This is a genomic window from Isoptericola sp. NPDC060185 (assembly GCF_042728595.1).
Taxonomy (GTDB): Bacteria; Actinomycetota; Actinomycetes; order Actinomycetales; family Cellulomonadaceae; genus Isoptericola.
In genome coordinates this window covers 21,417-43,962 of sequence record NZ_JBHWYY010000006.1, presented here as the reverse complement: position 1 = coordinate 43,962, position 22,546 = coordinate 21,417, and the positions used below count along the sequence as shown (strand labels likewise).

The following is a 22,546-nucleotide window of genomic DNA, read 5'->3' as shown; positions in this document are numbered from 1 at the left end:
GATCAGTCCACGGAGGCGGACTCGGCCAGCTCGCGGGCGATGGCGTCGCCGCCGCCGGACTTCCAGGCGGCGATGGCGTCCACCAGCTCGCTCGACGACGACCGCCCGACGAAGACGTTGGTGATCGCGTCGTCGACCTTCTGCTGCAGGGACTTGCCCTTGGTGTCGTCGGTCTTGGAGTACAGCCCGCGCGACGGGTCGTCGACGAGGAGGTCCACGACCTTGGTCTGCCACTCGTGGATCGCCTTGTCGACGCCGGGCGCGCCCTGCGGGTTGCACAGGATCTGCGGCGCGCCCGCGATGTACGCGAAGCCGAGGTCCTGCTCGCGCTGGCCCCGCTCGGTGAGGACGGCGACGCCGTCCTTGACGACGTAGTCGTTGTCCTTGCCCTCGACGCCGTACGACTGGATGAACGACTCCTTGGTGCCGAACGGGGCCGCGAGCCAGTCCATCGTCCGCAGGAACATCTCGACGCGCTCCGGGGAGGCCGACTTCTTGATCATCGTCACCGCGTAGGCGCCGGGGCCGTTCCACACCGCCGCCGTGCCGCCGTCGGCGCCGAAGGCCCCCGGCATGCCGAAGACGAGCGCGTTGTCGTCGGCGATGATGCCGAACGCGCGGTTGCCGTCGTAGGTCATCGCGATCTTCGACGAGCGGAACATCGAGTCCCGCTGCGTCTTCTCCAGGGTCGCGGAGTCGGGGTGGAAGTACCCCGCCTTGTACATCTCGGCGGCCTTCTCCACCGCCGTCACGAAGTTCTCGTGCTCGTAGAACGAGGTGAAGCTGCCGTCGGAGTTCTTGACCCACTTGTTGGGCACGCCGTAGGCCTGCAGGAGGTAGTCGGTGATCGGGCCGCCGAACGCGTACACGCCCGCCTTGGCGTCGGTGACCGCCGCGGCCGCCGCGACGAACTCCTCGATGGACCCGGGCTCCTCGGACACCCCGGCCTTCTCGAAGAGGTCGGTCTTGGTGTACATCTGCCCGCCGAAGACCGGGTCGGACTTCGGGACGCCGTAGATCCGCCCGTTGAAGTACCCGTTGCGCCACGCCGACTTCTGGATGCCCGCGAGGTTGGGGTACTTGAGGACCGCGTCGCCGGACAGGTGGTCCGACAGGTCGGTGAACTCCGCGTCGACGAGCGCGGGCAGGCGCGAGACCTTCTGCCACACGGGGATCGACACGATCTCGGGCAGGTCGTCGCCCGCGACGAGCGCGGGGAACTTGGTGCCGAAGTCGGCGAACGGCACCTGGAGCGGCTTGAGCTTCAGGTCGAGCTCGGAGTTCAGCAGCTGCCAGTAGACGTTCTCGTCGAGCGCCGGGGCGGGCTGGCCGTAGGTCATGACCAGGTACTCGAACTCGCTGCCGTCGCCCACCGTGCCCTGCACGGAGACGGGGCCGTCGAGCGGGAACGCCTCGTAGACGTCCATGACGCCGGACTCCGTGCCCGGCAGCACGGGGGTCGGCTTGACCGGCGCCTTGTACGTCGGCCAGGCCGCGGCGCCGCCCGACCCCGGGGCCGCGGCCGTGGGGGCCTTGCTCGAGCAGGCCGCGAGGGTGCCGCCGAGGCCGATGGCGGCGCCGGCCACGAGGGCGCCGCGCAGCACCGCGCGACGGGACGGGTAGAAGGATGCGGACATGAGTGACCTCATTTCGGTTCGGCTCTCGATCAGCCCTTGATCGAGCCGGTGAGCATGCCCTTCGACATGTGTCGGAGGAGGAACGGGTAGGCGAGCAGGATGGGGACGATCGCGATCACGACCAGCGCCATCTGGACCGCCTGCTGGGGCGGGGGCACCGTGCCGGGGATCTGCGCGGCCGCGGAGGTGTCGTTCTGCAGGACGAACGACCGCATGAGGAGCTGCAGCGGCCACATCGACGAGTCGTTGAGGTAGAGCAGCGGGCCGAAGTAGTTGTTCCAGTAGCCGACGGCGATGAAGAGGCCGACGACGGCGATCGACGCCCGCGACAGCGGCAGCGCCAGGTGCCAGAACGTGCGCCACTCGCTCGCGCCGTCGATCCGCGCGGCGTCGAAGATCTCCTGGGGGATCCCCTGGATGAAGCCGCGGATGATGATCACGTTGAAGGCGCTCACGGCGACGGGGATGATCAGCGCCCAGTAGGTGTTGAGCATCCCGAGGCTCTTGACCATCAGGTAGACGGGGATCATGCCGGGCGCGAACAGCAGCGTGACCAGGAAGTACGTGACGAGCCCGCGGTTGAACAGGGTCCCCCGGCGGCTGAGCGCGTACGCCGCGAGGGTGGTGCAGGCGAGGCTGAACGCCGTCCCGACGGCCGTCACGCCGATGCTGACGACGATCGACCGCGTGACCCCTCCCCCGTTGAAGATCTGCACGTAGGCGTCGATGGTCGGCTTGGCCACCCACACCACGTAGCCGCCGTTCGCGTCGATCTCCGCCTGGGTCGCGAGCGACGTCGACACGACGACGGCGAACGGGAAGATCACGAGGAGGCAGATCAGGGCGAGGGCGACGCCCCGCACGGCCGTGGTCAGGGGCCGGGGCCGGCCCTGCCACGCCGGCCGCAGGCTGTCCTTGCGGCGGCGGACGGGCGGGGCGGGAGCGGCCTGCGGCCGCGGGCTGTCGGTCAGGACGCTCATCGCTGGTAGATCCCTTCCTCGCCGAGGCGGTGGGCGAGATGGTTCGCGCCGAGCACGAGCACCAGGCTGACGACGCCCTTGAGCAGGCCGGCGGCTGTCGCCGTGCCCCAGTTCCCGTCGACCATCCCGTTGAAGTAGACGTAGGTGTCCAGCACCTCCGCGGCCTGCGCGCCGACGGCGTCGCGCTGCAGCAGGATCTGCTCGAAGCCGACGGAGAGCGCGTCCCCGAGCCGCAGAATCAGCATCAGCACGATGATCGGGCGCATCCCGGGGAGGGTGATGTGCCAGAACCGGCGGCCGGACCCGGCGCCGTCGATGGTCGCCGCCTCGTACTGGCTGATGTCGATCGCCGCGATCGCGGCGAGGAAGACGATCGTCCCCCAGCCCGCGTCCTTCCAGATCGACTGCGCCGTGAGCAGCAGCTTGAAGGCGGCCGGGTTGGTCATGACGTCCAGGGCGCTCATCCCGTGCTGGGCGAGAAGCCGGCTCAGCACCCCGGCCCCGCCCAGCAGCTGCTGGAAGAGGGCCACGATGATCACCCAGGACAGGAAGTGCGGCAGGTAGATCACCGACTGCACGAACTTGCGCAGGGTGGGGCGCAGCACGGAGCTGAGGAAGACGGCGAGCACGATCGGCACGGGGAAGAACAGGAGGAGCTGCACCGCCGTGATCGCGAGCGTGTTGGTCAGCGCGTGCCAGAACGCGTCGTCCGCGAAGAGGGTGGTGAAGTTGTCCATGCCCACCCAGGTGGACCCGCCGAGGCCGAGGAACGGCACGTAGTCCATGAAGGCGATGACGTTCCCGGCGAGCGGGATGTAGACGAACAGGGCGACGACGATCGCGCCGGGCGCCACCATGAGGAGCACCGGGTAGTCGTTGCGGAGCCGGACGAGGAACGGCACCCGCCGGCGTCCGACCGCGCTCGCGCCTCCGTCGCGCGCCTCGGGCGCGGCTCTCGTGATCACTTCAGCCAACGTGTTGCCACCTCGTCCATGAAGGGCGCGGACCGGACCATTCCGACGCGCAAACCAGTACCTACCACTTGATACCACGGCTGGTACCACAGAGTATAGGGGTCGTTCAGATCCGTACCGCACCATCCCACCCACCGGAGGCCGTCCGATGCTCCCCTTGATCCCCCGCCCCGACCGGCTCGATCTGAAGGCCGGCACCCTGTCGGCGGCCGGCGGGCTCGAGCCGACCGGGGACGTCCCCGCGCCGTGGCTCCGTGCCACGCGGCGCCGGCTCGCCGGCTGGGGAGTGCTCGACCCCGACGGGCCGCCGCTCGAGGTCGTGGCCGACCCGGCGCGCGCGCCCGAGAGCTACCGGCTGGAGGTGACCTCGGACCGCGTCGTGCTCACGGCCGCCGACGAGCCCGGCCTCGCCCACGCGCTCGGCGCCCTGGCCCAGCTGCTGGCGCCGGGCGCCCACGGCCCCGGAGGTCACGACGGGCCCTTCGACCTCCCCTGCCTCGAGCTGGAGTCGACGCCCCGGTTCCCGCACCGCGGCGCCATGCTGGACGTGAGCCGGCACTACTTCGGCGTGCCGGTCCTACGCGACCTCGTCGAGACCCTCGCCCTGTTCGGGTACAACCGCCTCCACCTGCACCTGAGCGACGACCAGGGGTGGCGCGTCGAGTCGTTCGTCGAGCCGCGGCTCGTGCAGGTCGCCACCCACCGCCCGGGCACGACCTTCGGGCCCGACGGGCCGACCGACCCCACCCCGCACGGCGGCTACCTCGCCCTGGCGGACCTGCGCCGGCTCACCGACCACGCGCGGACGCTCGGCATGGAGGTCGTCGCCGAGATCGACCTGCCCGGCCACACCACCGCCCTGCGCGCCGCGCTGCCCGAGCTGGGCCGACCGGGCGAGCAGGTCGACGTGCTGCAGACCGTGGGCGCAGGCGGCAGCTCGGTCGCCCCTCTGCCGCGAACCGTGGAGGTGCTCGACCGGGTCCTCGCGGAGCTGGTCGACGCCACCGGCATCCGGTACGTCCACCTGGGCGGCGACGAGTGCGACATGGGCTGGTGGGAGGACGACCCGGAGGTCGTCGCCCACCGCGAGGCGCTCGGCCTCCGGACCGGCGAGGACCTGCACGCCTGGTTCCTGCGCGAGCTCGCCGCCCGGCTCGAGGCGCGTGGAGTGTCGGTCCTCATGTGGGACGAGGCCTTCGTGACCGGCGGGCTGACCCCCGCCGCGACCGTCACCGCCTGGCGCGGGGACGCCGTCGCCGAGCGCGCGGCCCGCGCCGGCGCCCTCGTCCGCACGCCGCTGTTCCCGACCTACTTCAACTTCGACCAGTCGACGGACCCCGACGAACCGCGCGCCCAGGGCGGGCCGATCACGCTGCGCGACGTGATGCGGTTCGACGTCGCCCCCGCGACCTGGGACGACACGGCACGACGAAACGTCCGCGGCGGCCAGTTCCAGGTGTGGACCGAGTGGATCACCACGCGCGAGGAGCTCGAGTACGCCGTCTTCCCGCGGGCCCTGGCGATGGCCGAGGTGCTCTGGCGGGGCGCGGTGGACGACGAGGACGAGCTCGAGGAGCGGATCCTCCGCGCCCTCGACGTGCTCGACGCCCGCGGCGTCGCCTACCGGCCGCTGGACGGGCCGCGCCCGTGGCAGCGCGGCGGGCTCGGCCGGCGCCGGCGCGCCACCGGGGACGACATCGAGGCGACCAGGCGCTGGGTCGAGTCCGTGTCGGACCGGGCGTGAGGCCCCGTCAGCGGAGGTCCTTCACCATCGTCGAGCCCCAGTCGTGCACCGCGTGCTCGGTGTACCCCATGGCGAGGTAGAAGGCCCTGGCGCCGGGGTTCCCCGACCCCACGCCGAGGTGCACGCCCGGCACCCCGCGGGCCCGCAGCGCCGACCACAGCCGCTCGGTGAGAGCCCGGCCCACGCCCCGGCCCTGCAGCCGGGGCAGCAGGTCGATGTGCAGCTCGGCGGGGTAGGCGTCCAGCACGTCGCCGCCGGGGTCGGTGTCCGACCAGATCTCCGCGATCCGGTCGGACTCCAGCCCCGGGCGGCGGCTGCCGCGCGGGTAGGCGTCCCGCAGCCGCGGGTACCAGACGCTGCGGCGCCACGTGGAGAACGCGCGGGCGTCCGCCGTCGCGACGACGTACCCCGCCACGCCGAGCTCGTCGACGGCCACGAACGTGAGGCCCGGGTCGGCGACGGGGTACGGGCCGCAGTACACGTGCCCCAGCAGGTGCCGGTCGTCGTACAGGGGCGTGGCGTCCCGCCCCGAGTCGCCCGTGCGCAGGCACACGTCGTACATGGCGGGCAGGTCGCTCGGGTGGAAGCCGCGGACGACGACGTCGCGGCGGGCCGCGGTCATCGGGCACCGCTCACGGCGAGCAGGAACCAGGCCGAGTGCGGGATCCACTGCTCCGCCCACCGCCACGACTCCCCCGTCGCCATCGGACCCGGCGGCGCGAAGTCGATGTCGGACTCGTCGTCGAACCCGCCGGTGATCCCGTTGAGGATGCCGCCGGGCAGGTTCGGGAAGTCCTGGGAGTACTCGACGGCGCCGCTGCCCCGCCCCTGGAGCATGCACGCGGCGTACGGGTTGAGCCCGACGACCCAGCCGAGGAGGTGCTCGGCCCAGTCGCGCAGGCGTCCGGCGTCCGCGGCGGGGGCCACGGCCGCGGCGGCGCTCGCGGCGGCGCTCAGCGACGCGACGTTCGCGTTCTCCCCCTGCCACCAGTAGCCGGTCTCGTTCTCGTGCGGGAAGAAGAACTGCTCCATCGTCGAGCCGTCGCCGCGTGCCGCGACGACGTGCCGCGGGTGCTCGAACGGGTTGGGCACCGCCGTCGCCCGGTCGAGCGCGCCGAGCGCCAGGTCGACCGCGGCGCGGCGCGCGTCGTCCGCGAGCTGTGGCCGCTCCGCGTCGACGGCCTCGGCCGCGCGCAGGAGGGCGAGCACGGGGAGGCCTGTCTCCGCCGCGTGGTGGTACGTCCTCCCGTCGGGCGCGGCGACGAGGTACGCGCGTCCCGCCGCGTCGTGGCGGACGGCGGCGAGGAGGTTCGCGACGCGGCGCTCGAGCGGGGCGCGGAAGGGCGCGGTCTCCGCGCCCCGTGCCCGCGCGGCGAGGACCAGCTCGGCCGCGGCCAGCGCGGCGCAGTAGTCGTCGAGGACGGTCTCGACGCCGTTGAACAGGTAGTCCGTGTTGTGCTCGACGAGGTGGGCGTGCCCCCGCACCGCCGCCTCGAGGTAGCGGTCGCGGGAGAACTCGCCGTCGGCGTCGAGGGTCGAGGCGCGGGCGAGGGCGGCGATCGCCACGCCCCCGCCGTGCCGGAAGGCGGCCTGCCAGCGCTGGGTGCGGACGCTGTCCTGCAGCGGCGCGGTCACCACCCGCTCGTCGAGGTCCTTGGTCAGCGCGTCGAAGATCCCCGTGTAGAAGTACCCCTCCGGGGCCTGGAACCGCACCAGGAAGTCGGCCCCGTGCAGGGCCTCGTCGCGCAGGCGCGAGCCCTGCGCCGCGGCGACGCGCGGGTGGGCGCGCGCCAGGTCGTCGCGGGCCGCGGCGAACGCCCACGCGCACAGCGGGATCTGCTGCGGACTCATGAGGTCCGTGTAGGTGAGGTGGCTGAGGAACTTGCTGAAGTCGCCCGACGCGTCCAGCCAGCCGCCGCGCGCGTCGACCGGCGGGCGCGCGGGGTCGTCGTAGAACGCCGCGGCGCGGTCCTTGCGGTCGATCTCGCCGAACGACCGGACCGAGCGGAAGTACGCGAGCACGTCGGACACGGCGACCGCCTGCCAGCGACCCGGCCCCACGCCGACGGTCCGCACCATCTCGGAGCCGTCGCCGCGGACCAGCCGGAGCCGGTGCTCCCCCGCGGGCATGTCGGGCGGCAGCTCGCCCACCCGGTGCCAGCCCACGGACCAGCCCGGGGTGCGGACCGGCGCGGCCAGGGGGACCTCGACCTCCGTGCCGTCCCGCCCCCACCGGAGCGCCACGCGCTCGTCGGGGTCGGCGAGCGCGACGACGACGCGTCGCGCCGGCCCCGCTCCGTAGCCCAGCTCGTTCACCAGGAGCGCGGCGCCCGTCGCCGCGGCGGCTCCCCGCCGTGTCTCTGCGTCCATGCCAGGAAGATACCAGCGCATACCACTTTCTCGGCCACGGCCTGATCTGGCCTCCTCGGGGCCGACGTGTCGTGACGTCCTGCGGTAGACAGACCTCATGGCGGACGCGTGGACCCCCGTACGGGACGAGCTCGACGCGCGGCTGCGCGCGCTGCGCCCCGAGGACGCTCTGGTGCTCCGCGAGCCGCCGCCCCCGGATCCCTTCCTTCCGCCCGAGCGCGGGCTGTTCGGCCGACGACGGCGCGTGCGGGAGCCCGCCACCCGCTACGTCCAGGCGCTGTGCCGGCCGGAGGGGTACGTGGTCGAGTGCGTCAGCGACGCCTTCTGGCCCTCCACGCCGGAGCAGCAGCGCGCGCTCGTCGAGGACGGCTGGCACGCCCCGCACCGGCTCGACGGGTACGCCACGGACAACTTCGCCCAACTCTTCCTCGGGGCGGACCGGGACCGCGCCGCGGACGCCGCCGTCCGCGCCCTCGCGACCCTCGGCTGCGCGCCCGCGACGGCGTGGGTCTGGGACGTCATCACCGACTGAGCCGGACCGGCCGACCGCCGGCGCGCCCCGTCAGCCTCCGGCGCGCTCGGCGAGCTCCTGCAGGAACCGCGGTACCCGACCCGCGCCGAAGTCGTAGTAGCGCGCCCAGCGCGGCCGGATCGCGATGCGCGCCATCCGGTCGTACAGCCCCCGGCAGGCCGCCGCGAACTGCTCGTACTCCTCGCCGGCCATGCCCTTGCGGGCCGCGGCGAGGTACTCGTCCACCACGCCGTCGACGATGCGGACCTCCGCGCGCCCCCGCACCGACAGCGACCGGGCCCCCGCGCCCGGAACGTCCGCGTCCAGGGTCAGCGCGACGTCCGGGCGTTCCGTCAGCGCCGCGACCTTGGGCGCCGTCTCCGCCGTCGAGACGACGAACTCCTCGCCCGTCCAGAAGAACCCGACCGGGACGACGCGCGGCGTGCCGTCCTGCGCGACGTACGCGAGGTGCGCCGCCGACGGCAAGTCGAGCAGCTCCCCCGCCGCGGCGAGCTCGGCGTCGATGTCGCGCTGGTCCATCGGGCGATCCTCCCACCGGGCGTGCCATCATGCCGACGTCGCGGGCGCTCTCGGGCGGACGCGATCACGGTCCACATCGGTGCGCGACGACGGAGATGCCATGGCGTGGGGTAAGTCCGAGCAGGAGAAGGAAGCCCTGCGGCTGGAGAAGGAGGCCCGTCAGCGCGAGCAGCAGGCCGCCGAGGCGGCGCGGGCCGAGGAGCAGCGGCGCGCCGAGTTCGCCGCCAGCCCGCTGGGTCGCGCGACGACGGCGTACCAACGCGGCGACGCGTTCTTCCAGTTCACGGCGACGGTCTCGGCGCTCACGGGGCAGAGCTCGGGGTTCGGCTCGTCCGACAACACGGTGTCCGAGTACTCCGGGGGCGTCGAGGTTCTCGGGCCGATCGAGGCGCTCGGCTGGTCGCTCGAGCACGTGAGCCACGTGTTCGTCCAGACCGGCTCGACGTCGACCGCGCGGGTCATGTCCACCGGCGAGGGCACCGTCACCCGGGGCCTCGTGAACGCGATCTACCTGTTCCGCCGCGCGGGGTAGCCCCTACACCTCCTCGCCCCGCCGCTGCGCGATCGAGACGAGGTGGGCGTGGGCGTACTCGCACACCAGCGCGTGCCGGTAGACGAGCTGCGGGACGTCGACGTTCGTGTCCATCCAGAGGCTCAGCGCGCCCATCTTCCAGTGCTCGAAGGTCTCGTCGTCGGTCAGGACGGCGAGGATGCTCAGGAAGGAGTCGTCGAAGCGCAGCGAGTGGATCGCCCGGCGGAACTCCTCCAGGTTCAGCGCGATGCAGAACGGGATGTTCATCAGGCACAGGGCCGTCTGGATGTCGAGGCGCAGCAGCCGGGGGCGGCGGCGTTCGGGGTCGAGGTCCGGCACGTCGAGCTGGGCGAAGTTCAGGCGCTCGGGCGCCGCGATGTCTATCCCCTCGAGCGCGATGAGCACGTCGTAGACGTTGACGTCGTGCTCGACGACGGCGTTGTCGCCCAGCCCGGCCAGCGTCGTCGGGCGCAGCGTGACCGGCTCGATGGCGGCCGGGGTGTTGCGGATGATGAAGTTCACCAGGTTCGTCTCGACCACGAAGTGGCGGATGAGCAGCTCGACGGCGTCCGGCGCCACGAACCGGCGCAGGAACCACAGGCACAGTGCGTCCATGGTGGTCAGCGTCATCCACCGGCCGGGGAACACCCGCTTGATGACGGAGAGCACGGCCACCAGCACCCGGGAGACGATCCGCGCGATCGGGTACAGCAGACGGCGCGACGGTCGTTGCTGGTCCTCGATGATCATCCGCACCAGCGGCTTGTCGAGCGGCACCGAGGGGTCGGCGTAGATCGCCTCCCACATGCTCGGGTCGGACCTCACGGGCATCAGATCTCGTCCAGCTCGGTCAGCTGCATGACGTAGAGCCGGGCGACCACACGGGCGCAGGTGACGATGGCGTCGGCCGCGTCGTCGTCGATCCGGTCCGAGGTGAGGATGGCGTCCAGCGTGCCGGTGTGCTCGGCGTCGGCGTCCTGGTGGTAGGCCATGAAGTGCACCTGGTTGTCCGCCAGCCCGAGCGCCTCCTGGAAGCGCCGGGCCCACACCCCGGCCTTCTGCGCGCCGAGCCCCTCGATGATGAACATCGCGCCGAGGCACCCGACCGGGTTCGGCCGGCTCGCCTCGTGGAACATGTAGCCGGACAGCGCCTGCGAGCCGAGGTTCTTGCGCCCCGCGCGCAGCGCCTCGAGGGAGCCGCCGACGGCGACGTAGTCGCGTTCGAGGAGCAGGTGGTCGCGGTGCTCCTCCAGCGCGTGCGAGATGGCGGCCGAGCGCAGGTCGAAGTGGTCCATGTCGAAGTTCGACGCCGCCCGCGCGATCCACAACGACCCGTCGACCACCTGCTGGCGCAGGTTGTGCAGCAGCCGCTGGTAGTCGGCGACCGTCACGTCCCCGGCGTCGAGCGCCCGCAGGATCGGCACCTCGGCCAGCCGGGCCTCGAACTCCGTCCAGACGTCGGCGAGCCGGGCGAGCAGCCCGGCCGCCCGGTCCGGCTGCGGCGGGCGGTAGCCCTCGACGGTCACGGTGCTCGTCTCCGTGCTGATCCCGGTGCTGGTCATCTGCTGCTCCCTCGCGGTGCGACGACGGTCAGGTGGGCGAACCCGAACGAGAACCGTCCGGACTCGGGGACGGCGAGGAGGATCGTGTCGCCCGGCGCGAAGCGCCCGGTGCGCCACGCCTCCTCCAGCGCGATGAAGATGCTCGCCGCGCCGGTGTTGCCGCAGGTCTCCAGGTTGGAGAACCAGCGGCTCGTGTCCATGCCGGGCACGCGGGTGCTCAGCGCGTCGAAGACGACGTCGCGGAAGGCGTTGGTGCTGTAGTGGCAGAGCACGTGGTCGAGCTTCTTCAGGTCGATCAGGCCGCGGTCAACGAGCTCCTCGAACTGCGCGAGCCCCGCCGCGGCGAGCTCGTCGAGCACGGCCGTCTCCTGCCGGATCTGCATCAGCCCGGCCTTCTCGGCGGTGGCCACGTCGTCGTAGTCCTGCCAGGTCCGCCCCGCGACGGCGGTGGGCCCGTCGAGGCCCGCGCGCATGCAGACCTCGTGCTCGTGCGCCAGGGAGACCTGCCGGACCCAGTCCACGCGCAGCGACGGCCTGTCGGGGCGGGGCTGGAACTCGACGATCGCCGCGCCCGCGCCGTCGGACAGCATCCACCGCAGGAAGTGCGCGTCCAGGTGGTCCTCGACGCCGTCGAACCGCCGCTGGTGCAGCCACCGGCTGGCCAGCTCCGAGCCCACCACCACCGCCCGCGGGTGGTCGCCGAGCCGCACCTTGCTCACCGCCGCGTCGAGCGCGGCGATGCTCGACGCGCACACGCCGCCCGCCGTCAGCGTCTGCATCGGCCCGCCGCCGAGCCGCCCGTGCACCATCGACGCGAACCCCGGCACCAGCAGGTCACCCTGCGTCGTCGCGCACGCGAGCATGCCCAGGTCGGATGCGGCGATCCCCCGGTCGGCCAGCGCGTCCTCGATCGCGTGGACGGCGAGCTCCTCGTTGAGCTCGGTGGTGCGGCCTTCGTCGTCCAGCGCGTAGTACCGCTGCCGGATGCCGTTGGCGCGCTGGATACGGGCGCGCAGACCGTCCGTGCGCCTGCCGACGCCGCCGAGCCGGCGGGCCACGTCCTCGTTGGCTACCGGTTCGCCGGGAAGGTACCGGCCCAGGCCGGTGACGTACGCGGTCGCTGGCATGGGGGCCATTCAGCCACACATGGGCGCTTGCGTCACCAGGTCGCACCAAGCTGACCCGACCGGATGTCCCGGAAGCGGTCTGTACGTGCCTGGCTTGGCGATTTCCGGTTCTCGCCGAACGGACGCGGCGAGTCGGCCTTCCTGGAGCGGCGGCGGTAAGAAGTTGATCCTCTAGGATCGGTGGCCCAGAATCGTTGACATTCCGCGGTTCTTGTCCTCATTCCTGCATCTCGTGCCCCCTGCGTGCCCCTCTGAGCACGTCGCCAAGCGAGACAGCCCATCTACAGTTCCTGGTGGACCAGCTCGTCCGGACTGGGGGCCGTGCCCGCCAGGCACGACCCCGGGCCGTGACGCGCCGCGGCGCCGCCGTGACTACCGCACCCGAATGGAACCGCCGACCTCAGTCGCCCCAGCCTTCAAGAGCCTCATCCACTGTTCCACGCGGCGAGGAAGGCAGAGGAAGGCGAATCCCCCGCCCACGATGCCCCCTCTGGCGTCGGCGTCCTCCATCGTGCGGCAGTCCGCGCGGCCACGCTATCGCGCGGTGGTTCACACTGTGCACATGGATCTGGACGCCCAGGTGACGGCTGGGGACTTGTTAGCCATTGGGACGACGCTGCTGCTGGCCGTTCTCTCAGGCGTGAGTGTGTTGCGCCAGCGTGATCGGCCAGACGATGAGGTGGTGATGGCGTGGCAGCTACGTTCGCACCGATTCGCCAAGGATGGACGCCGCACTAATGTGGCGCGCGTCTTGGGTCAAAATGTATCGAACCCGCACATCTTTAAGCTAGTTGCCGTAAACACGGGCCACAGAGACATCGAGTTGGACAAACAGTTCTCGCCGTTAAACAAGAGCGGCTTATGCCTGTTCTCAACAGAACTGGTAGGTTGCGAGAAGGTGAGATTCGTTCGACTGCTCGCTAACGGGAAGCATGTCGATGGTGGCGGCGACTTGAATCGCTGGGAATGCGAGCCATTCCAGCTTTCGATCGGACAGGCGCTTGTGATTGAGGGCGTCGCGAGCGGTCGGCCCCGTTCGGCAAAATTTGAGGGAATTCGTCACGCGCACTACGTTCGACGAATCGGCAAAAGTGCGAGATGGTGGTGGACCGTTGGACCCATCGCTGGGGCAACCGGCGTGTGCTGGTTTACGCTGCAGCCTTGGGCACACGACTCGTTCTCAAATTTGACGCAGGCCGCGGCCTGGCTCGTTGCGCTCGTCATGGTGGTAGCGGTGTGGTGGCGCGTTCAGATGACAGACCGCCGCAGAAGCTGGTGGTCCGACCCGTGGGCAAGCGAACAGGTCGCGCTACCAGCGGAAATCGAGCGCCAGCCGTCGGATGCGAGCTTGTCGGTTGCGGTGAAGCAAGGAACATATTCACCGCAGTGGTCTCTAGTCGTTGAAAACGGTGGCCGGACGTCGGCCGAAGATGTCCGGGTAGAGATTTCACGGAATGGCGTAGCGCTTGAGGAACATGGCAGCACAGATATTGATCCGGGATGTGCACTGGAGATCCAGTTCACGCAGTGGCCGGACGGAACTGCTTTCGTCGTAGGGATGCTGATGTGGCGTGAGGGTGGGCGCGATATGTCTGGCCCATTCCATGCGCGCGTTCCGTAGGTTCAGTTTGGTCGCCTCCCGGTTATTCTACTGTGCGAAGTCCACTCTGGGTCTTGAACTGCGCACCCGCTCGTCCGAGGCGATACACTTTCCGGGTCGTCGGGCACCAGGAGGTCATCAGATCCTTAGTAGATGACGCGGGATGCCCGGTACTTACAAGGATGCGGGCTGCATTAATGTCCAGTGCCGCCGAGAGATGCGTGCTTGTAGGCGCTAATTGCTCGCCCTGACGCGCCGTGCCGAGTGCTGGCCAGGGTATCTGTGATATCGACCTCGGCACATTTCGGCGAACCTGCAGGCGCTCGTACCTGGGACGCCATAGCCACTCCTCCACTCAGAGGGTGCCGTGGCCGATGAAGTTGTCCTCGACATGGTCGAGTAGGCCGCCGCACGGATCACAGAGCCCGTGAATAGTCAATATGATACTTTCGTTCGATTCAATGCGCGGCCCCGCGGCGCCGACCGGCCTTGGCGACCAGGAACTCGGCGAGGTGGCCGCGGGCCGCGTTCTCCTTGACGTTAGTGCGTAGGCCCGAGGTCACGGACGGTCGCGTCGATGTCGGTGAAGGCCTCGTAACCGGTGACACGGACGGAGTTGGTCAGGAGCGGAGTTCGGCCGGTGGCCACGACATCGACGAGCACGACCTCACGCCCACCTCATCGAAGTCGCCTCCGGAGCCGACCAGCTCGCGCCAAGGCTCCGCTCGAACGACCACGCGAGCTCCTCCTGAGTGCCGCTGTCGCCGCCGAAGACCGCCGACACCGAAATTCGTGACGCGCCTCTTGCACCCGTGTAAATCGGCTGCGTCGCGTGACGTGATTGGTTGACCGGTATCGGTCCCCGCGCTCGACCCCCGACGACGATGTCCCAGACGTGAACACCTCGACGCCAGAGACGGTCCGGCTGTGCGCCAACATCACCTGCAACGCGCCGATACCCGCAGCCCGACGTTTGACCGCAAGATATCGCTCGCCAGGGTGCGCGAGCGTCTCATCCTCGCGTGACTACATCGCCCGTCGCAAGGGGCTGTCGTCGTGGAAGCCTCCAGTCCCAAAGTCGTGCGCGCGCGACGGCTGCGATCGCGTCGTCGATGTCGAGCGCCTGCGCCGACGGGCGAAATAATGCTCGCCGGGTTGCATGCGCCAAGCCCGCACCGCACCGACCCGCGAGCGCCGATGCGCTCGCTCAGAGTGTGCGCGAGCAGTCCCCGATGAGCGTGCCCGTCACGGGGGCCGGTACTGCTCCGATCAGAGCGCGCGGGCCGCTCGCCGCGAGCGGTCGGCCGAATAATCCAAACGGTCACGTGCGCTCACCCGACAGCGTGCTGCCGCCCGTCGTGACCGCGCGCTCGCCGCCAAGCTCAAGTTGCTCGGCCAGGACGCCACGACGCGCATCCGTGAGCTCGACGCAGGCGAGGCCGCGATCGCTCGCCAGCTCGCCGACCTGGAGGAGATCGTGGTCCTCCACGAGCAGAACGCACAACAGTTGGCCCGCTGGCTGTGGCATCTGGCCGCCGTCTACGGCGATCGCCTCGTGTTCGACGAGGCCGTCCAGACCTTGCTGCGCTACTACCTGCCCGGGCTCGCTGGCCCCACCGGCCACCAGTAGCACCTCGACGACGCCGTGTTTCACCCAGGTTCGATGTTGGCGCGGTGCTGGGGGCATCCGAGGCTGAGGTGTCCGCACCGGGGAGATCGGCGTCGAGGGCCGAACGTGGGGACCGAACCGGTCAACCGGTCACGTCACGCATCTTCGGCGATCTACACGGGTGCAAGAGGTGCGTCAGGAACTTTGGTGACGACGGTCTAGCGGGAGCAGCGGCCGTTGTAGTCTCGCGCGTCAGACTGAGTGTCAGGAGCTCACCTCAAAGTAGAAATTGCCTGCGACGAGCTCGCTCGGGACTGGGTTTCAGCGACTCGATACCGCACAGATCAGCCGCGACCGTGCTTGCGGGCGGGGAGCCAACTGTCACCCATGTCCTCGATCAGCCCTGCGGCCTTAGTCATCGCGTTGAGGCTCACGCCCGGGGGCACACCTGCTTTGTCAAGATGGCCCTGGATGTAGTCGCCCATCACGACGCCCGGGTCGACGCGCGAGACGATCATGTGGACGACTGACTCCGCCTCGACCTCTTCCACGTCGTGCGGGGTTCGCGGACGCGACGGCCAGTTCTTCTCATTCGGCGATCCAAGGTGCCCGCAGTAGATGTGCGCGAGTTCGTGCACGAGCGTCGCGTACTGGTCGCGCCGCCTCAGAGTGCCGTTCACCTCGACGTCGTAACGAAGCGGGAACTTTTCCGGGCGGCCCGCCGCGTCGCGTGCGCGAGACGGCCGGGACAACATGATCCCCGACGAAAGGCGGGACGTCGTCGAACCGCCCGCGTGAGCGCCGTGGTCGACGAGCGAAATGCGGATACCGTCGCGGATCGCGTTGTGCTCGATCCGTGACCACCGAGTTTCGATCTCAGTTTCGGGTGCCCGATAGCCGATGGCGATAGGGTCGGTGGCGCTCGTTGGGACCGGCCTGGGGTTCGGTCCCACGGCCTCAGTATGCCGGACATCGAAGACGATGAGGACCGGCCCCATCGGCTGTAAGACGATGATCGGCCGAGCGCCCGGCGTGATTTCCCGTCCAAACTCTGATCGCCACCGGGCGGCCGTGGCCACGTACTTTGCTCCCGGGTCCTGGATGTGTACGAGCATCCGGTTGAACGGGCTGTACCGAGGCAGCTTACCGACGAACGCCACGAGGTCGCGGTACTCGGAAGGGGTGGAGTAGCGGCTCGCACTCGCGAGCAGCGCGTCCACTGAGGCTTTGGCGGTATCTTCAGTGATCCCGGTCTCGACGGAGTCTTCGAAGTGCTCGAATAGGTCCTGGTCCTCGAAGGCGAGTTGGCCCTGCCCGGGTGAGATAGGGCTCGCCGCGCTCTTCGTATCCTTCGACCCCATCACGGCTCCAACGTGGCAACGAACGAGGTTGACCCCTGGGCCGCCACCCGGGGGGCCATGCTCTCCATTTGCTCCATGACGAGCGTGATGGCGCCAAGCTGCTTGTCCGGTGGGTACCTGTACTTGACGAGCAGCCGCTTGATGGACGAGCGGAGTTTGGCGCGCACGTCGTCGCGCACGGTCCAGTCGGTCTTGATATCGCGGCGCATGACGGCGACAAGCTCGCGCGCAATCTGAGCGAGGACGTCATCGCCCTGGACATCCACCGCGGACTCGTTCGCGGCGACGGCGTCGTAGAACGCAAGCTCGTCGGAGTTGAGAGGCGGGGTGAACTGCTCGCCGCGGGTGGCTTCGGCGGCGACCTCCTTGGCGAGCTCGATGAGCTCGGCGATGACCTCCGCCGAGGTGAGCTGCTGGTTGGTGTAGCGGTTCATCAGCTCCTTGAGCTTCTCGGAGAACGCGCGCTGACGGACGATGCTGTTCTGGGTGACGCGCGCGGACTCCTCGATGAGCAGGTCACGCAGGGCCTCGATCGCCAGGTGCGGGTTGTCAGCCCGCTGGGCACGGTGGACGTACTCCGGGCCCAGGTCGGACAGCGAGGGCTTAGGCAGTCCTGCGGCGTCGTAGATGTCGACGATCTCGCCTGTCGCGGTCGCGGTCGCGACGAGGCCGGCGAGCATGCGGCTGATCTCCTCGGGCACGGGCTCACCGGAGGACTGCCGCTCGTTCGCGTCGAACTTCGCCATCCAGACGCGGACCTCTTCGTAAAACTTCGCGGTCCGGCGCAGGTCGTCGAGCGTCTGCGAGCCGGACGCGAGGGCCCAGGCCCGCGCGAGCTGGTTCGCGAGCCGGCGGAACCGGGCACCGAGCGTCTCGACGCCGTCGGCCGCATGGTTGCCGGCGGTGGCGGGTGACCGCAGGTGGTTGGTGACGCCGACGGCGGCCTTGATCCAACTTTTCGCGTCGGCGCCGATCTGCTGCTGCCACGGGTAGCCGGCGCAGACCGCGTCGAGCGCCTCGATGAGCGCGCGGGCCAGCGCCGCGGCCTCGTCGATGTTGCGGCCGACGGGCTTGGTCGCCTGGTCCTTCTCGGTGTACTCGGCCAGCGCCTTGTTGAGGTTGTCGGCCAGCGGGGCGTACGCGACGAGCAGACCGTCGGGCTTGCCTCGGAAGGTCCGGTTGACGCGGGCGAGGGTCTGCATGAGCAGGGCGCCCTTCAGCGGCCGGTCCAGGTAGAGCGTATGCAGCGGCGGCGCGTCGAAGCCGGTGAGCATCATGTCCTTGACGATGACGATCTGAAGCGGGTCGTCGGCGTCCTTGAGGCGCTTCTGGATGACCTTGTTCTGCGCGTCGCGGCGCACGTGCTTCGCGACGATGCCCTTGTCTGCCGCCGAGCCGGAGTAGACGACCTTGATGGACCCCTTGTCGACGACGTCGTCGTGCCACTGCGGCCGGCGGGCGACGATCTCCTCGTAGAGCTGGGCACAGATCTCCCGGGTCGCACCGACGATGAACGCCTTACCCGGCGACTCCAGGAACGGGCGCATGGCCTGCGAGCGCTTGTCCCAGTGGTCGAGCAGGTCGTCGGCGAGCGCGGAAATGCGCGCGGGCGCCCCGTAGACGGCGTTGATGACCGCCACGGACTTCTCGATCCGCTCCCGCTCGACCTCGTCGAGCCCGGTCGACGCCTCGTCGGCCGCGGTGTCGAGGTCCTCGTCGGAGACGTCGGTAGCGAGCTTGACGGAGATGAGACGCGGCTCGAAGTAGACCGGGACCGTCGCGCCGTCCTCGACAGCGCGTGTGAGGTCGTAGGTGTCGATCACCTCGCCGAACACCTCGGCCGTGTTGCGGTCGACGAACGAGATCGGGGTGCCGGTGAACGCGATAAACGCGGCGTTGGGCAGCGCGTCGCGGATGTGGCGGGCGTAGCCGTCGAGGTCGTCGTAGTGGCTGCGGTGCGCCTCGTCGACGACGACGACGATGTTGCGCCGGTCGGTGAGCAGCGGGTGGTCCGCGCCGGCCTTGCGCTCGTCCTCGGTAAGCCCGAACTTCTGCAGCGTCGTGAAGTAGATCCCGCCGGTCGCCCGGGCCGTCAACGCGTCGCGAAGCTGCCCGCGGGAAGTGACACTCACCGGGCTTTCGGCGAGCAACCTCGACCGGTTGAACGCCTCAAAGAGCTGGCTGTCGAGCTCGGTCCGGTCGGTGACGACGACGAGCGTCGGGTTCTTGAGCTTGGGCTGCAGAGCGACGAGGTGCGCGTATAGCTCCATCTCCATCGACTTGCCTGAGCCCTGCGTGTGCCACACGACGCCGGCCTTGCCGTTGCTCTCGACCGCGGTCACCGTCGACCCGACGGCCTTGGTGACCGCGAAGTACTGGTGCGGCTTGGCGATCCGCTTGTCGTATCCCTCGGCGCCCTCGTCGAACGCGACGAAGTTGCGCTGCAGCTGTAGGAACCGCTCCGGGTTGCAGACCCCATCGATGAGCAGCTCGATCTCCAGTCCGAGGCTGTCGTCGCGCACGTCGGCACCGGGCGTGACGCGGCGGCCGTCGTCGTCGACGTTCCACGGTGAGTAGTGGTTGAGCGGCGTGAACGGCGTGCCGTACCGGGCCGTGATGCCGTCGCTGACGATCGTCAGCACGACGAACCGGAACGCCATCGGGAACTCGCGCAGGTACGTCTCGAGCTGCGCGTGCGCGGCCGACACGTCGGCGCGCTCGGCACCGGCCTTCTTCAGCTCAACGACGACGACGGGCAAGCCGTTTAGGTACAGCACCACGTCGAACCGGCGCTCATGCTCGGCCGAGCGGATCGTCACCTGGTTGACGGTCAGCCACTCGTTGTCCTCGACGCGGTGGCTGACGAAGCGGATCGTCGGGTTCTGCTCGACCCCGTCGGGGTCGACGTACGTGATGCCGCGGTACCCGTGCACGAGCACCTCGTGCAGCCGGAAGTTCTCCGCGATCGGGTCCTGCGACGCCGGCGACAGCACCTCCGCCAGCGCCTGCTCCAGGTACCCCTCCGGCACGAGCGGGTTGAGACGGCGCAGCGCGGCCATCGCCCGGTCGCGCAGCACGATGTCGTCCCACGACGAGCGCCCTAGCTCGGCGCCCGGCGCGACCTGCGCGCCGGCGAGCGGCTCCCAGCCGTGCTCGGACAGCCGCTCGAGCGCGATGTCCTCCCACTCCGCCTCACTCACCATCAGAGCACCTCCTCCACCCTCTTCTCAGCATCGCGGACCCGGACCTTGCCCGACATCATCAGCGGAAGCAGTTCATCTCGCGTCTTCGCCAGAACCGAGTTCTCACGAACGAGTCCCGACACCAGCCCAAGTAGCGGTCGCACGTCTCCCTCGATACCGTTCCACTCGTCGTCGGTCAGGTCGGGGATAAGGACGTGGTCGAATGTCCGCATGGTGATCGTGTCGAATACAGATCCGTGCGCCAACGCTCGAGCTTGGTCCGAGGCGGCCTCCACGACAAATCGCAGGGCTCCCGCGGGTAGCCGCCCTGGGACGAATCCATAACACGACTGGTTGATCGACGCCGCGACATCCAAGCGCGCGACGCGTCCAACCGTTCCGCGCGCAGTCAGTACAACGGAGCCGACGGGAAGCGGGCGAAGACGAGCGACTCTGGTGGCCGATTGTGAAATTCCCTCGGACGTCGCTCTGATGACGCCGTGACTCGCACTGGTCACGTCCTTAGCCGAAACCCACGGCACCGCGCCGTCCCAGAATCGCGAGTCGGACCTGGTGGGCGTCCCGCCGAGCAGTGGAACGAGCACATCGGACATTCGGCTCGTCGGGCGGCTCGCGACGTGCAGGTGATAGCGCGAACGAGCCAGGTCGTCCGCAAGCGCCGATGCGCGGTCGTTGGCGGCGATCTTGTCGTCGAGCGCCCCGAGCACCTCGGCAATCGCCCGCTGCCTCGCCAGTTCCGGGATTTCCACGTGCCACTTCGGCATAGCCGCGAGGCCGATGCGCGAAACCGTTGCGCCGTGGATCGCGTTGGTCGCGATAATGCGCTGGAATCCCGGGCTCAAGTAGTAATAGAGCAGGAATCGAGGGTCGACGATGGACAGGTTCGGGCGGAGGAGCGCCATTCGGCGCCCAAGGCACGCTTCCACTCCGTCGACCATCAGCGCGGCTTCACCCAGACGCGTCTCGTACGAGAAGAGCAGATCGCCCGCACGAGGGGTCACGCGGCGAGTCCACTTCGAGAAGTCTTCTGGCGAAACATGGTCCGACTCGGCAAGATTGAGGCGTCCTGATTGAAGGCTGGAAATGTTCAGGAAGTACGGCCCGGACTGACGGCGTACGGGAGTAGCGTGCGGGCCGTCGAAGAGGTCACCAAGGTCACCGAAGGACATCTCTACCAAGTCAGCCATCGAGGCGCTCCAGGCTGGAGCGGACAACGGCGTCGTGCTGGCTCGACTCGTCCAGCGCGTGTAGAAGCTGACGCGTCAAGCGTTCGACCTTGTCGCCGGCGCTCTCGTCGTCGACCGCGCCGTCGGCCGATCCGACATAGCGACCTGGTGTCAGCGCGTAACCGGCCGCCTCGATCTCCGTAAGCGAGACAGACCGGCAATAGCCCGCAATGTCCTCGTATTCGCCGACCGTCGACGCCGACCCGCGCCACGCGTGGTACGTGCTGCCGATCTTCGTGATGTCTTCGACCGACAGGTCGCGCTCGGCGCGGTCGACCATGTGTCCGAGCTCGCGGGCATCGATGAACAGCACCTGCCCGGTACGGTCGATCGACCCCTGCGTGCCCGCGGTCTTGTCCTTGGCGAAGAACCACAGGCACACGGGGATACCGGTGCTGCGGAACAGCTGCGTCGGCAGGGCGACCATGCAGGCGACAAGGTCGGCCTCGACGATCTGCCGGCGGATGTCGCCCTCGCCGTTCGAGTTCGACGACATCGACCCGTTCGCCATCACGACGCCGGCACGTCCGCCGGGGGCAAGCTTGGACAGGATGTGCTGAATCCAGGCGTAGTTCGCGTTGGTGGCGGGCGGGACCCCGTACCGCCAGCGCGGGTCCTCGACGTTGCGCGCCCAGTCCTTGATGTTGAACGGCGGGTTCGCCATGACGAAGTCCATGAGGACGTCCGGGTGCTGGTCCCGGGCGAACGTATCGCCCCACCGGGCGCCTAGGCCCTTGTTGTCGATGCCGTGGATCGCGAGGTTCATCTTCGCCAGGCGCCATGTCTCCTCGTTGAGCTCCTGGCCGTAGATCGCGACATTCTTCGGATCGCCGTCGTGGTCGTGGACGAACTTCTCGGTCTGCACGAACATGCCGCCGGAGCCGCAGCACGGGTCGTAAACGCGACCCTCATGCGGCTCGAGCACCTCGACGATCACCTTGACCACTGAGGGCGGAGTGAAGAACTCGCCGCCGCGCTTGCCTTCGGCGCGGGCGAACGCGCCAAGGAAGTACTCGTACACCTCGCCCATGAGGTCGCGGGCCTTGTGCTCGCCCTGCCGGCTGAACCGGGTGCTGTTGAACAGGTCGACGAGTTCGCCGAGGCGCCGTTGGTCGATGTTGTCGCGGTTGTAGATCCGCGGCAGCGTGCCGACCAAGCTCGGGTTGGCGCCCATGACGACGTCCATCGCGTCGTTGACGAGCGACCCAATGGTACGCGGCGGCTCGCTGCCGACCGCGGGCTTGCCCTTGGAGTTCTCCGACAGGTACGCCCAGCGCGCCTGCTGCGGCACGACGAACACCCCGTACCCCTGGTACTCGTCGGGGTCGTTGAGCAGCGGTCCGATCTGCGACTCCTCGAAGCCATCGGCCAGCAGGTCCGCGCGGATCGCCTCGTGACGCTCCTCGTAGGCGTCGGAGACGTACTTGAGGAACACCAGGCCGAGGATGACGTCCTTGTACTGCGACGCGGACAGGGAGCCGCGCAGTTTGTCGGCAGCCTTCCACAGGGTGTCCTTGAGCTCCTTCATCGTGGAGGGAGCGCTCGAGACGGTCTTGGTACGGGGTGGCAT

General features: G+C 69.4%; 18 protein-coding genes. 4 read left to right on the top strand and 14 right to left on the bottom strand.

The genetic code is table 11. The annotated features are described in order from the left end of the window. Nucleotides 1-2: 2 nt before the first annotated feature. From ACFWDO_RS03925 to ACFWDO_RS03915, 3 genes are read right to left on the bottom strand one after another with little or no spacing between them, the layout of a single operon-like run. Nucleotides 3-1,637 (bottom strand): hypothetical protein, encoded by a 1,635-nt coding sequence (locus tag ACFWDO_RS03925; RefSeq protein ID WP_380316214.1) that lies wholly within the window; start codon nucleotides 1,635-1,637, stop codon nucleotides 3-5. 29 nt (nucleotides 1,638-1,666) lie between these two features. Beyond that, entirely contained in the window at nucleotides 1,667-2,617 is a 951-nt protein-coding gene (locus ACFWDO_RS03920) for a carbohydrate ABC transporter permease (protein ID WP_380316211.1), read from the bottom strand. After that, nucleotides 2,614-3,582 carry an ABC transporter permease gene (locus ACFWDO_RS03915; RefSeq protein WP_380316208.1) on the bottom strand — a complete coding sequence of 323 codons (969 nt, stop codon included), beginning with the start codon at nucleotides 3,580-3,582 and terminating at the stop codon, nucleotides 2,614-2,616. Before ACFWDO_RS03915 ends, ACFWDO_RS03920 begins: the two co-directional genes overlap by 4 nt. A gap of 157 nt (nucleotides 3,583-3,739) precedes the next feature. Between ACFWDO_RS03915 and ACFWDO_RS03910 the strand changes: the two genes are divergently transcribed. After that, nucleotides 3,740-5,335 (top strand): beta-N-acetylhexosaminidase, encoded by a 1,596-nt coding sequence (locus ACFWDO_RS03910; RefSeq protein WP_380316205.1) that lies wholly within the window; start codon nucleotides 3,740-3,742, stop codon nucleotides 5,333-5,335. Between the two features lie 7 nt (nucleotides 5,336-5,342). On the opposite strand, the gene ACFWDO_RS03905 is transcribed toward ACFWDO_RS03910, so the two are convergent. Further along, a complete protein-coding gene (locus ACFWDO_RS03905; protein ID WP_380316202.1) occupies nucleotides 5,343-5,957 on the bottom strand; it encodes a GNAT family N-acetyltransferase in 615 nt (204 codons plus the stop codon). Next, nucleotides 5,954-7,705 carry a glycoside hydrolase family 9 protein gene (locus ACFWDO_RS03900; RefSeq protein WP_380316199.1) on the bottom strand — a complete coding sequence of 584 codons (1,752 nt, stop codon included), beginning with the start codon at nucleotides 7,703-7,705 and terminating at the stop codon, nucleotides 5,954-5,956. Before ACFWDO_RS03900 ends, ACFWDO_RS03905 begins: the two co-directional genes overlap by 4 nt. A gap of 97 nt (nucleotides 7,706-7,802) precedes the next feature. Here ACFWDO_RS03900 and ACFWDO_RS03895 point away from each other — a divergent pair, with 97 nt between their 5' ends. Then, nucleotides 7,803-8,237, top strand: coding sequence for a hypothetical protein (locus ACFWDO_RS03895; RefSeq protein ID WP_380316196.1), 435 nt, complete (start codon nucleotides 7,803-7,805; stop codon nucleotides 8,235-8,237). Nucleotides 8,238-8,267: 30 nt separating this feature from the next. Here ACFWDO_RS03895 and ACFWDO_RS03890 read toward each other — a convergent pair whose 3' ends face one another. Then, entirely contained in the window at nucleotides 8,268-8,756 is a 489-nt protein-coding gene (locus ACFWDO_RS03890; protein WP_380316193.1) for a pyridoxamine 5'-phosphate oxidase family protein, read from the bottom strand. Between the two features lie 100 nt (nucleotides 8,757-8,856). On the opposite strand from ACFWDO_RS03890, the gene ACFWDO_RS03885 reads away from it, so the two are divergent. Beyond that, the gene (locus ACFWDO_RS03885) at nucleotides 8,857-9,288 is read left to right on the top strand and encodes a hypothetical protein (protein WP_380316190.1); all 432 of its coding nucleotides are present in this window, start codon (nucleotides 8,857-8,859) and stop codon (nucleotides 9,286-9,288) included. 3 nt (nucleotides 9,289-9,291) lie between these two features. On the opposite strand, the gene ACFWDO_RS03880 is transcribed toward ACFWDO_RS03885, so the two are convergent. From ACFWDO_RS03880 to ACFWDO_RS03870, 3 genes are read right to left on the bottom strand one after another with little or no spacing between them, the layout of a single operon-like run. Beyond that, nucleotides 9,292-10,119, bottom strand: a complete 828-nt coding sequence (locus ACFWDO_RS03880) for a DUF6999 family protein (protein ID WP_380316187.1) — start codon at nucleotides 10,117-10,119, stop codon at nucleotides 9,292-9,294. Continuing rightward, a complete protein-coding gene (locus tag ACFWDO_RS03875) occupies nucleotides 10,119-10,850 on the bottom strand; it encodes an iron-containing redox enzyme family protein (protein ID WP_380316184.1) in 732 nt (243 codons plus the stop codon). Before ACFWDO_RS03875 ends, ACFWDO_RS03880 begins: the two co-directional genes overlap by 1 nt. Beyond that, nucleotides 10,847-11,977, bottom strand: coding sequence for a 3-oxoacyl-[acyl-carrier-protein] synthase III C-terminal domain-containing protein (locus ACFWDO_RS03870; RefSeq protein ID WP_380316181.1), 1,131 nt, complete (start codon nucleotides 11,975-11,977; stop codon nucleotides 10,847-10,849). Before ACFWDO_RS03870 ends, ACFWDO_RS03875 begins: the two co-directional genes overlap by 4 nt. Before the next feature lie 562 nt (nucleotides 11,978-12,539). Between ACFWDO_RS03870 and ACFWDO_RS03865 the strand changes: the two genes are divergently transcribed. Continuing rightward, a complete protein-coding gene (locus ACFWDO_RS03865) occupies nucleotides 12,540-13,598 on the top strand; it encodes a hypothetical protein (RefSeq protein WP_380316178.1) in 1,059 nt (352 codons plus the stop codon). 1,300 nt (nucleotides 13,599-14,898) lie between these two features. Here the strand turns inward: ACFWDO_RS03865 and ACFWDO_RS03860 are convergent. The 5 genes from ACFWDO_RS03860 to ACFWDO_RS03840 form a co-directional block, all read right to left on the bottom strand. After that, entirely contained in the window at nucleotides 14,899-15,231 is a 333-nt protein-coding gene (locus ACFWDO_RS03860) for a hypothetical protein (protein WP_380316175.1), read from the bottom strand. Between the two features lie 299 nt (nucleotides 15,232-15,530). Next, nucleotides 15,531-16,550 carry a hypothetical protein gene (locus ACFWDO_RS03855; RefSeq protein WP_380316172.1) on the bottom strand — a complete coding sequence of 340 codons (1,020 nt, stop codon included), beginning with the start codon at nucleotides 16,548-16,550 and terminating at the stop codon, nucleotides 15,531-15,533. Then, nucleotides 16,547-19,750 (bottom strand): type I restriction endonuclease subunit R, encoded by a 3,204-nt coding sequence (locus ACFWDO_RS03850; protein ID WP_380316169.1) that lies wholly within the window; start codon nucleotides 19,748-19,750, stop codon nucleotides 16,547-16,549. The genes ACFWDO_RS03855 and ACFWDO_RS03850 overlap by 4 nt, the downstream gene beginning before the upstream one ends. Further along, a complete protein-coding gene (locus ACFWDO_RS03845; protein WP_380316166.1) occupies nucleotides 19,750-20,937 on the bottom strand; it encodes a restriction endonuclease subunit S in 1,188 nt (395 codons plus the stop codon). Before ACFWDO_RS03845 ends, ACFWDO_RS03850 begins: the two co-directional genes overlap by 1 nt. Continuing rightward, nucleotides 20,930-22,546, bottom strand: coding sequence for a type I restriction-modification system subunit M (locus ACFWDO_RS03840; RefSeq protein ID WP_380316163.1), 1,617 nt, complete (start codon nucleotides 22,544-22,546; stop codon nucleotides 20,930-20,932). Before ACFWDO_RS03840 ends, ACFWDO_RS03845 begins: the two co-directional genes overlap by 8 nt.

What these genes read in the sequence shown, in the direction of transcription:
- ACFWDO_RS03875 (WP_380316184.1), bottom strand. Translation starts at nt 10,850, where the DNA reads ATGACCAGCACCGGGATCAGCACGGAGACGAGCACCGTGACCGTCGAG.
- ACFWDO_RS03895 (WP_380316196.1), top strand. Translation starts at nt 7,803, where the DNA reads ATGGCGGACGCGTGGACCCCCGTACGGGACGAGCTCGACGCGCGGCTG.
- ACFWDO_RS03885 (WP_380316190.1), top strand. Translation starts at nt 8,857, where the DNA reads ATGGCGTGGGGTAAGTCCGAGCAGGAGAAGGAAGCCCTGCGGCTGGAG.
- ACFWDO_RS03850 (WP_380316169.1), bottom strand. Translation starts at nt 19,750, where the DNA reads ATGGTGAGTGAGGCGGAGTGGGAGGACATCGCGCTCGAGCGGCTGTCC.
- ACFWDO_RS03870 (WP_380316181.1), bottom strand. Translation starts at nt 11,977, where the DNA reads ATGCCAGCGACCGCGTACGTCACCGGCCTGGGCCGGTACCTTCCCGGC.
- ACFWDO_RS03890 (WP_380316193.1), bottom strand. Translation starts at nt 8,756, where the DNA reads ATGGACCAGCGCGACATCGACGCCGAGCTCGCCGCGGCGGGGGAGCTG.
- ACFWDO_RS03925 (WP_380316214.1), bottom strand. Translation starts at nt 1,637, where the DNA reads ATGTCCGCATCCTTCTACCCGTCCCGTCGCGCGGTGCTGCGCGGCGCC.
- ACFWDO_RS03840 (WP_380316163.1), bottom strand. Translation starts at nt 22,546, where the DNA reads ATGCCACCCCGTACCAAGACCGTCTCGAGCGCTCCCTCCACGATGAAG.
- ACFWDO_RS03865 (WP_380316178.1), top strand. Translation starts at nt 12,540, where the DNA reads ATGGATCTGGACGCCCAGGTGACGGCTGGGGACTTGTTAGCCATTGGG.
- ACFWDO_RS03905 (WP_380316202.1), bottom strand. Translation starts at nt 5,957, where the DNA reads ATGACCGCGGCCCGCCGCGACGTCGTCGTCCGCGGCTTCCACCCGAGC.
- ACFWDO_RS03910 (WP_380316205.1), top strand. Translation starts at nt 3,740, where the DNA reads ATGCTCCCCTTGATCCCCCGCCCCGACCGGCTCGATCTGAAGGCCGGC.
- ACFWDO_RS03880 (WP_380316187.1), bottom strand. Translation starts at nt 10,119, where the DNA reads ATGCCCGTGAGGTCCGACCCGAGCATGTGGGAGGCGATCTACGCCGAC.
- ACFWDO_RS03845 (WP_380316166.1), bottom strand. Translation starts at nt 20,937, where the DNA reads ATGGCTGACTTGGTAGAGATGTCCTTCGGTGACCTTGGTGACCTCTTC.
- ACFWDO_RS03900 (WP_380316199.1), bottom strand. Translation starts at nt 7,705, where the DNA reads ATGGACGCAGAGACACGGCGGGGAGCCGCCGCGGCGACGGGCGCCGCG.
- ACFWDO_RS03920 (WP_380316211.1), bottom strand. Translation starts at nt 2,617, where the DNA reads ATGAGCGTCCTGACCGACAGCCCGCGGCCGCAGGCCGCTCCCGCCCCG.